Origin of the sequence: Rhizobium sp. SEMIA 4085, assembly GCF_013004495.1 — a bacterium.
Lineage (GTDB): Bacteria > Pseudomonadota > Alphaproteobacteria > Rhizobiales > Rhizobiaceae > Rhizobium > Rhizobium gallicum.
In genome coordinates this window covers 1-7,833 of the sequence record NZ_JABEPH010000301.1, presented here as the reverse complement: position 1 = coordinate 7,833, position 7,833 = coordinate 1, and the positions used below count along the sequence as shown (strand labels likewise).

Annotated in this window: 6 protein-coding genes; 5 read left to right on the top strand and 1 reads right to left on the bottom strand. The window is 58.6% G+C overall.

Going from position 1 to position 7,833, the window contains the following annotated elements:
• Positions 1–62: 62 nt before the first annotated feature.
• Genes C9413_RS24115 through C9413_RS24105 form a run of 3 tightly spaced genes read left to right on the top strand, consistent with a single transcriptional unit; the run spans position 63 to position 3,365 of the window.
• Positions 63–1,376, top strand: a complete 1,314-nt coding sequence (locus C9413_RS24115; protein ID WP_040114997.1) for a cytosine deaminase — start codon at positions 63–65, stop codon at positions 1,374–1,376.
• Position 1,377: 1 nt separating this feature from the next.
• A complete protein-coding gene (locus C9413_RS24110; RefSeq protein WP_040114996.1) occupies positions 1,378–2,787 on the top strand; it encodes an FAD-binding oxidoreductase in 1,410 nt (469 codons plus the stop codon).
• Complete coding sequence (locus tag C9413_RS24105) at positions 2,784–3,365, top strand: NAD(P)H-dependent oxidoreductase (protein WP_040114995.1); 582 nt, start codon at positions 2,784–2,786, stop codon at positions 3,363–3,365. The genes C9413_RS24110 and C9413_RS24105 overlap by 4 nt, the downstream gene beginning before the upstream one ends.
• Here C9413_RS24105 and C9413_RS24100 read toward each other — a convergent pair.
• Positions 3,362–3,751 (bottom strand): RidA family protein, encoded by a 390-nt coding sequence (locus tag C9413_RS24100; protein ID WP_040114994.1) that lies wholly within the window; start codon positions 3,749–3,751, stop codon positions 3,362–3,364. The two genes, C9413_RS24105 and C9413_RS24100, sit on opposite strands and share 4 nt — an antisense overlap.
• 453 nt (positions 3,752–4,204) lie before the next feature.
• Here C9413_RS24100 and C9413_RS24095 point away from each other — a divergent pair, with 453 nt between their 5' ends.
• Together C9413_RS24095 and C9413_RS24090 are read left to right on the top strand one after the other, a co-directional pair.
• On the top strand, positions 4,205–6,073 hold the full coding sequence (locus tag C9413_RS24095; RefSeq protein ID WP_040114993.1) for a tetratricopeptide repeat protein: 1,869 nt from the start codon (positions 4,205–4,207) through the stop codon (positions 6,071–6,073).
• Between the two features lie 493 nt (positions 6,074–6,566).
• A complete protein-coding gene (locus C9413_RS24090) occupies positions 6,567–6,800 on the top strand; it encodes a BrnA antitoxin family protein (protein ID WP_040114992.1) in 234 nt (77 codons plus the stop codon).
• Positions 6,801–7,833: the final 1,033 nt, after the last annotated feature.

Genomic DNA, 7,833 nt, shown 5'->3' with positions numbered 1-7,833 from the left:
CCATTCATCTCGTGGCTCAGCCTGCATCGCTGGCATGAAAGCAGCCTGGAACGGGAAAACTGATGACCTATTCCTTCATCTCACCTCCCAATGCCGGCCGATTCGTGCTGAGCAATGCAACGCTTCCGGCGGCAGCTGTCAGCGGCTACACCGCACCGGCCGAAGAGGGTCTCGTCAGGGCTGATATCGTCGTCGCAGACGGTCTGGTTTCCGCCGTTCTGCCGCCAGGCGAAGCACCCGCGGACTATGCAAGGTCCGATCTTAAGGGCGGCATGGCCTGGCCATGCTTCATGGACGTTCATACGCATCTCGACAAGGGACATATATGGTCCCGCAACGCCAACCTCGATGGCACCTTCATGGGAGCGTTGGAGGCGGTGCGCGTCGATCGGGAGGCGCATTGGTCCACCACAGACGTCAGAATGCGGATGGAATTCTCACTACGCTCCGCCTACGCTCACGGCACCAGCCTCATACGCACGCATCTCGATTCTATCGCTCCGCAGCACAGGATTTCCTTCGATGTCTTCGACGACGTGCGGGATGCCTGGAAGGATAGGATTACACTGCAAGCTGTCGCGCTCTTTCCCATGGAGCTCGTGGCAGATGCGGCCTATTTCGCCGATCTCGTGACGGTCGTTCGCAATAAAGGCGGCCTGCTTGGCGGGGTCACGAAGATGGGACCAGACCTCGTCTGGCAGTTGGATAAGCTCTTTCGTGCGGCCGCAGACAGTGGGCTCGACGTCGACCTGCATGTAGACGAAACGGACGATCCGGGCGCTGAAACGCTAAAAGCAATCGCCGACTCGGTGATCCGCAACGGCTTTCAGGGCAAGGTCACGGCAGGCCACTGCTGCTCGCTCGCCCGACAGGACGACGGTCTCGCTCAGAGAACTGTCGAATTGGTCGCCAGGGCCGGCCTGTCGATCATCTCGCTTCCGATGTGCAACATGTATCTCCAGGACCGCTATCCGGACCGCACGCCACGATGGCGTGGGGTAACGCTCTTCAAGGAGCTTGCCAAAGCCGGAGTCAAGACCGCCGTCGCGTCCGACAATACCCGCGACCCGTTCTATGCCTATGGCGATCTTGATCCGGTCGAGGTTTTCCGCGAGGCGGTACGCATCCTGCATCTCGATCATCCCCTGGATACGGCTGCTCGCATCATCACCACGTCGCCAGCGTCGATCGTCGGCCGCCCGGATATCGGCCGGATCGCCCCCGGAGGCCCGGCCGATCTCGTACTCTTCAGCGCCCGGCGCTGGAGCGAATTTCTCTCCCGTCCGCAGTCTGACCGCGTCGTGCTTCGGCGCGGCAAGGTGATCGACCGCAGCCTGCCGGATTACCGTGAACTCGATAGTGTCGTTGGAGCCTGACATGCCGGATTACGAAAAGATCAAAAAGGAACTTGCAGGCATAGCCATCGAGGACAATCCAGCGCTCGTGCGTCAAAAGAGCCGCGATTTCTATTGGTACTCGCCGATCCTGAAGGCCCAGCTCGACAACGTGACCGCCGATCTCGTCGTTACGCCGAAAGACGAAGCCGAGGTGATCCAGACGCTGCGGGTCGCGTTCGCACACGGCGTACCCGTGACGCCGCGCGGCGCCGGCACCGGCAATTACGGCCAGGCCATGCCGCTTTCCGGCGGCATCGTGCTCAATCTTGCGGCCATGGACAAGATCAAGGAAATCCATCCAGGGCGCGTCATCTGCGAGCCTGGCATCGTCATGGCGCAACTGGACAAGCAGACGAAGGCCCATTCCGGCCAGGAACTGCGCTTCCACCCGTCGACAGCCCAGACCGCAACGATCGGTGGCTTCATTGCTGGCGGCTCCGGCGGCGTCGGCTCGATCACGTGGGGTGGACTGCGCGACCTCGGCAATATCCTGCGGCTGCGCGTCGTTACCATGGAAGCAGAACCGCGAGTGCTCGACCTGACGGGCTGGGACCTGCAGAAGGTGAGCCACGCCTACGGCACGAACGGCATCATCACCGAGATCGAAATGCCGCTCGCGCCGGCCTACGATTGGGTGGACGTGCTGGTCGGCTACGACGATTTCATGACGGCCGTCCGCTTCTCCGATAAGCTCGCACGGTCCAACGGCATCTTGGTCAAGGAAATCGCGCCGATTGCCGCCCCGATTCCGCATGACTACTTCACCCGCCACAGGCCCTACATCCGCAAGGATCAGTCAGTCGTCGTCTTGATGATTGCCCCGCACTCCATGGATGCGTTCCTTGCCTTTGCGGCATCGCAAAATGGCGAGATCATTTTTCGTTCCGACAAGGTGGAGAGCATGCGGGGCATTCCGCATGCCTACGAGCTTGCCTGGAACCACACGACGCTCCGTGCGCTGAAGATCGATCCGAAATTCACCTATCTTCAGGTCCAGTATCCGGGACCGGATCATGTCGAGAAGGTTCAGAAGATGGTCGAAATCTTCGGCGATGAAGTGCCTGGGCATCTCGAATTCATCAGGTTCGACGGTCAGATCCAGTGCTCCGGCCTGCCGCTGGTGCGCTACACGACGGAAGGGCGGCTCGAGGAAATCATCGAGATCCATCAGGATCATGGCTGCCCGATCTTCAATCCGCACCGCTATACGCTGGAGGAGGGCGGCATGAAGCGGACCGACAGGATTCAGCTTGCTTTCAAGCATGAAACAGACCCAAAGGGCTTGCTCAATCCCGGCAAGATGATTGCCTGGGAGAACCCGAATTTCGACTTCTCGGCAGGCAAGAACTATCTGTTCCCCGGTCTTGCCAGCATCATGGAGCCCTCATGAGGGTTCTCGTCCTTCATTCCCATCCGGTGGAAGCGAGTTACGGTGCAGCCCTTTACCGACAGACACTCGAAAGTCTCGCCACGGCCGGACACACGGTCGATGGCTGCGATCTTTATGCGGAAAGTTTCGATCCGGTGCTCTCCCGTGGCGATCGCCTCGTCTATCACGAATATCCGAAGAATATCGCGCTGGTGAAACCCTATGTCGATCGCCTCAAGCAGGCGGAAGGGCTCGTCATCGTCACACCCGTGTGGAATTTCGGTTTCCCGGCGATCCTCAAAGGATATTTCGACCGCGTCTGGCTGCCCGGTGTATCTTTCGAGCTGGTTGACGGACAGGTGCAATCGCGGCTCCGGCACATCCAAAAACTAGCAGCCGTCCTGACTTACGGCGCCACGCCTTTTCGCGCGTTCGTCGCCGGCAATCCGCCGAAGAAGATCGTCAAGCGGGTGCTGCGCGCCCAGATAAACCCACTGAGGCCGGTCACTTTCCTCGCCCATTACGACATGAATAACTGCACGGCGGAAACGTGCGCTGCATTCCTTGGTAAGGTGAAGACGGCAATGGAGCGATTCTAGAAAACCTTAGCCGCCGTCACTTCGACCTCGACCAGAAATTCCGGCCGGGTGAAGCCACTGACGATGATCAGCGTCGACGTGGGCTTCGGGTCCGCGGTAAAGCGGTCGCGCACGGCCATATAGGCCGGAAAATCCTCGCGCCGCGTCAGGAAGCCCGAAATGCGGATGACATCAGCAAAGCTCATATCCGCCTCTTCGAGTATAGCCCTGATCGCCTCGAAGCACAGCTCGGCCTGCGCCGTCACGTCCCCGGGCACCGTGTCGTCGAGGCCAATCCCGAGTTGGCCCGATGTCACCAGCAACGAAGCTCCGGACGGCACCAGCAGGCCGTGATTATAATTTCCGAAGGGTCGGCGAACCGACGGTGGATTGAAAACCTTCGTCATGGAAGAGCCTCGTTGGAACCCTATCAGTTATAGCGGAAACCGTCGTGCTTCCAAGGCCGTGGTCTCATCCCCCGGAGGGAAACCCTAAAACCACCGTCCAGATCAGGTAAAGGACATCCGGTTAGGCCTCAACAGACTGGATTAGCTCACGCGGCACCCGAAAACCGGCGCAGTGATCTCGATTGCCGTCTTTTTCCTCAGCACGTGCGCCAGATCTCGACGCGCTACGGTTTCAACTCTTTGGAAGAGCAAGGCTATCTCGTAAGACGGCGTAAAAATTATGGAACTTGATCCACACCCTCTGAATATCAGAGGCCGGGGACGACCCGAAAGCGCAAGTCCGCGCTCTTGGCGGCAGCAAAAAGAGACATTCATCGACCGCTGGAGTATGATCGGATCGGCCTGGAATTATGGCACCCCGAGCGTGGCAATACACGGAGACGAGATGGTCACATGGACGATCCGACGGTGCACAGACGTTTGACGGCAATCCTCGCCGCAGACGTTGTAACTTATAGCCGACTCATGGGCCGGGACGAGGAAGGCACTCACGCGGCATGGAAATCGCATCGCAAGGAGCTGATCGACGCCAAGATCGCCGAATGTGAGGGTCGCATCGTGAAGCTCACCGGCGACGGATTTCTGGCGGAATTTCCGAGCGTCGTGAATGCGGTCACCTGCGCGGCCACAGTCCAGCGGGGCATGCTAGAGCGCAATGCGGGTGTGCCGCAGCGCAGCCGAATAGAGCTCCGCATGGGCATCAACCTTGGGGACGTGATCGTTGAGGGCGACGACATCTTCGGGGACGGTGTCAACGTGGCGGTGAGGCTTGAAAGCATAGCGACGCCAGGCGGAATCGCGGTCTCTGCAGCCGTCCGAGATAATGTCGGCAACCGGCTCGATCTTCGGTTCGAGGACATGGGCGAGCAGACGCTTAAGAACATTGACAGGCCAGTGCGCGCTTATGGCATCTCCCTGGACTTCCCACCGGCTCCGAGGGGCTCGGATGCAAGCCAAGGAGAGCCTTGGGAGATTGAAAAACCGTCCATCGCGGTCCTGCCATTCAACAACATCAGCGGCGACTCCGAGCAAGAATATTTTAGTGATGGGATCACCGAGGACATAATTACCGACCTGTCGAAAATCTCCGGTCTGTTCGTCGTCGCGCGCAATACGGTGTATACCTACAAGGGCAAGCCGGCGAAGGTACAGCAGGTGAGCCAGGATCTCAGGGTAAACTTTATTCTGGAAGGAAGTGTCCGCAAGGCCGGCTCGCGTGTGCGCGTCACCGCGCAGCTCGTCGAGGGCAAGGGCGGAGGTCATCTCTGGGCCGATCGCTACGACCGTGATCTCACCGACATCTTCGCCCTTCAAGACGAGATCACCCGTACCATCGTGGACCACTTGAAGGTCAAGCTGTTGCCCGAGGAGAAGAAAGTCATCGGTCAGGCCCCGACCGGGAGCTTCGAGGCTTATTCGCATTACCTTAGAGGACGGCATTTCCTGCACTGGCACTCCAAGTCTCATTACGTCCTGGCCAAGCGCATGTTCGCCATGGCCGTCGAACTCGACCCACTCTATGCCCGGGCCTACGCCGGAATTGCGGACTGCGATTCCTTCCTCTTCCTTCACTATAACGCTGATGTCTCAATCGACGGCATTCTGGCGGCCAGCGCCAAGGCGCTGGATCTTGAGAGCGGTCTTGCAGAAGCGCATGCTTCACTCGGCCTCGCTCTTTCGCTTCGCGAGCGACATCCGGAAGCGATGGCAGAGTTCGATCAGGCAATTGCCCTCGATCCCAATCTGTTTGAAGCCTATTACTTCTATGCCCGCGCCTGCTTCACCCAGGGCAAACTGGACGAAGCGGCCAGGCTTTTCCAGCGCGCCGCAGAGATCAAGCCTGACGATTACCAGGCCTTGCTTGTGCTCATTAACGTTCTCCGATCGCTCGGGCGCGAGCAGGAAATGAAGATTGCGGCGCGTGAAGGTGTTGCACGCGCCGAGCGCGAGCTCGTTCTGCGTCCGGAAAACGCGAGAGCCGCCTACCTGGGGGCTTTGGGTCTCGCGGCCCTTGGTGAGCTCGATCGCGCTAAGGAATGGGCAGGGCGCGCTTTGACCATCGATCCCGACGACCGCCTGGCGAAATACAACATGGCTTGCTTTTACTCGCTCGAGGGTGAACATGAACGAGCGATCGGCCTACTAGTGGAACTTCTCCCCCGCGCCACCCACGAAACAAAAAGGTGGGTGAAATACGACTCGGATCTCGACCCGATCCGTTGTCATCCGCACTTCCTGAAGGTGCTTGAACTCCTCGACTAAGAGACACTGATCTGGAAAAATATTTTCAGGTTGCCTCGTCCTTCGTCCGCCAGTCATCGCCTCGAAGCCCACGCGGAGTGGCGGCGAATGGTGTCAGAATGCCGTTTCGGCGCGACGACGGCCCGTGCTTGCCAATTTCAAGGGATGCGTCTGCATCTGCACGCATCAAATTCGTTTCGACTTCCGGCATGAACAGAAATCAATCACTCAGGCAGTCAATCACCCGTCTGAAAACGGAAAGGCGCTCGATCCTTTCGGGGAGCGCCTTCTCCGACCGGACGACTTCGAACGCAGCGGCAATTGCCGCTGCAGGAAGTTATCGAAAACGGGTAGTGAGTGATAGGTGTGATGGCGACACGGGCATTGCAAGTAACGAGACATCGTTTGCACACATCTTCGGTGGGTGGGAGCGGTTCACATAACCGGCGAAAAGGTGATATGCCTTTAACAGATCTGACGGTAACGGCTGCTGTCAGAATAGGAAGATTCGCTCATGGCAAACCCGCCTCGCAGACCTCTCAATCCGATGGACGCGGCCGAAGCGCTGTTCAAACCAGCGAAAAAGGCTGCAGCGCCTGCGGTCGACCGGCCAGCGGCCCCAAAAACGAAAGAGCTTGTCTCGCTCAAGATTGACAGCGATGTGCTCGCCTATTTCCAGGAAGACGGCCCCGGCTGGCAGGATCGCATCAACGAGACATTGCGGACGGTAATAAGAGACAAGACCTGAGCGGCTTGCCGCACTCGATAGCGCCACTGCAAAATGACCCAATTATGAAGGACAGCTTCCGGCCGCCGGCAGGCGAGAGAGGCGGACCAGCCTTCAATTTCCGGTTCGGAGGCCGCTACTTCGGTGACAGCAAGAGGTGCCTCGTCCTGCCTCGGCATTCTTCGGGTTACGGCACGAAATATCCCAGTGCCAAGCATCGGTGCACCTTGGTCGGCGCACCGTTCATGGCTATCGGCAGCCTTTGGCGGCAGGGCAAAGGGAACCACGTCGTGCACGATGTTGACCACAGAACCTGATCCAGATGTCTGCCCAATCCTCGCTCGACAGCTCGTCTCAATTTTTGTTGTCCGGTCATCGGATGGAACCCTTTGTTGACGGTCCCCAAGTAGCGTAAAATCGACATCTCGGCCAAAAGAGGATGGTCAATGAGGGGACGATTTCCCAGAGAATCCAAAGCTTGCTGCATTGCGGCAGCAATCTCGTTTTGGTCTTATGCTCCAGTTTCAGCAGACTGCCGATCAGCCCTCGACACCCCAGAGTGGCCAAGGATCGCCAGGTCAATTGCCGCTTTGCAGCTGTGCGAACAGATTCCCGTCGGTCCAAATCAAACCGCCCGGTTTCAAGTGGAGTCGGTCGATTTCTGCTCCGTTTCGAGCAGTGTCTCCTCAGTCACAGCAAGGGCATTGCTGACGTGCGAGGCGGATGCAGAGACGCTTTTTCAGACGCCGCCACTCGACAGTGAGGTTGTGGCCACGATAACGCTTGATACTGTTCAATGCCGGATAAGAGATACGAACCTTGAAATCAGCGGCGAAATTGGCGCACTCTTGTCCGGACTGACGGAAATCCAACAGATCGCCCGCGATTGGGCCCAGTCGCAGCTCTCACTCCTATGCGCCATGTACCGAGGAGGGTAGGCCCACCGCCAGTCCGTATCCGGCGCTAGGTTTTTCGAAGTTCCAGACAGGACAAGAGACTCGCTCGGCAGTGGTTCAGAACAACCGTCTGCCATATATGGCGTACGTCCCCAGTG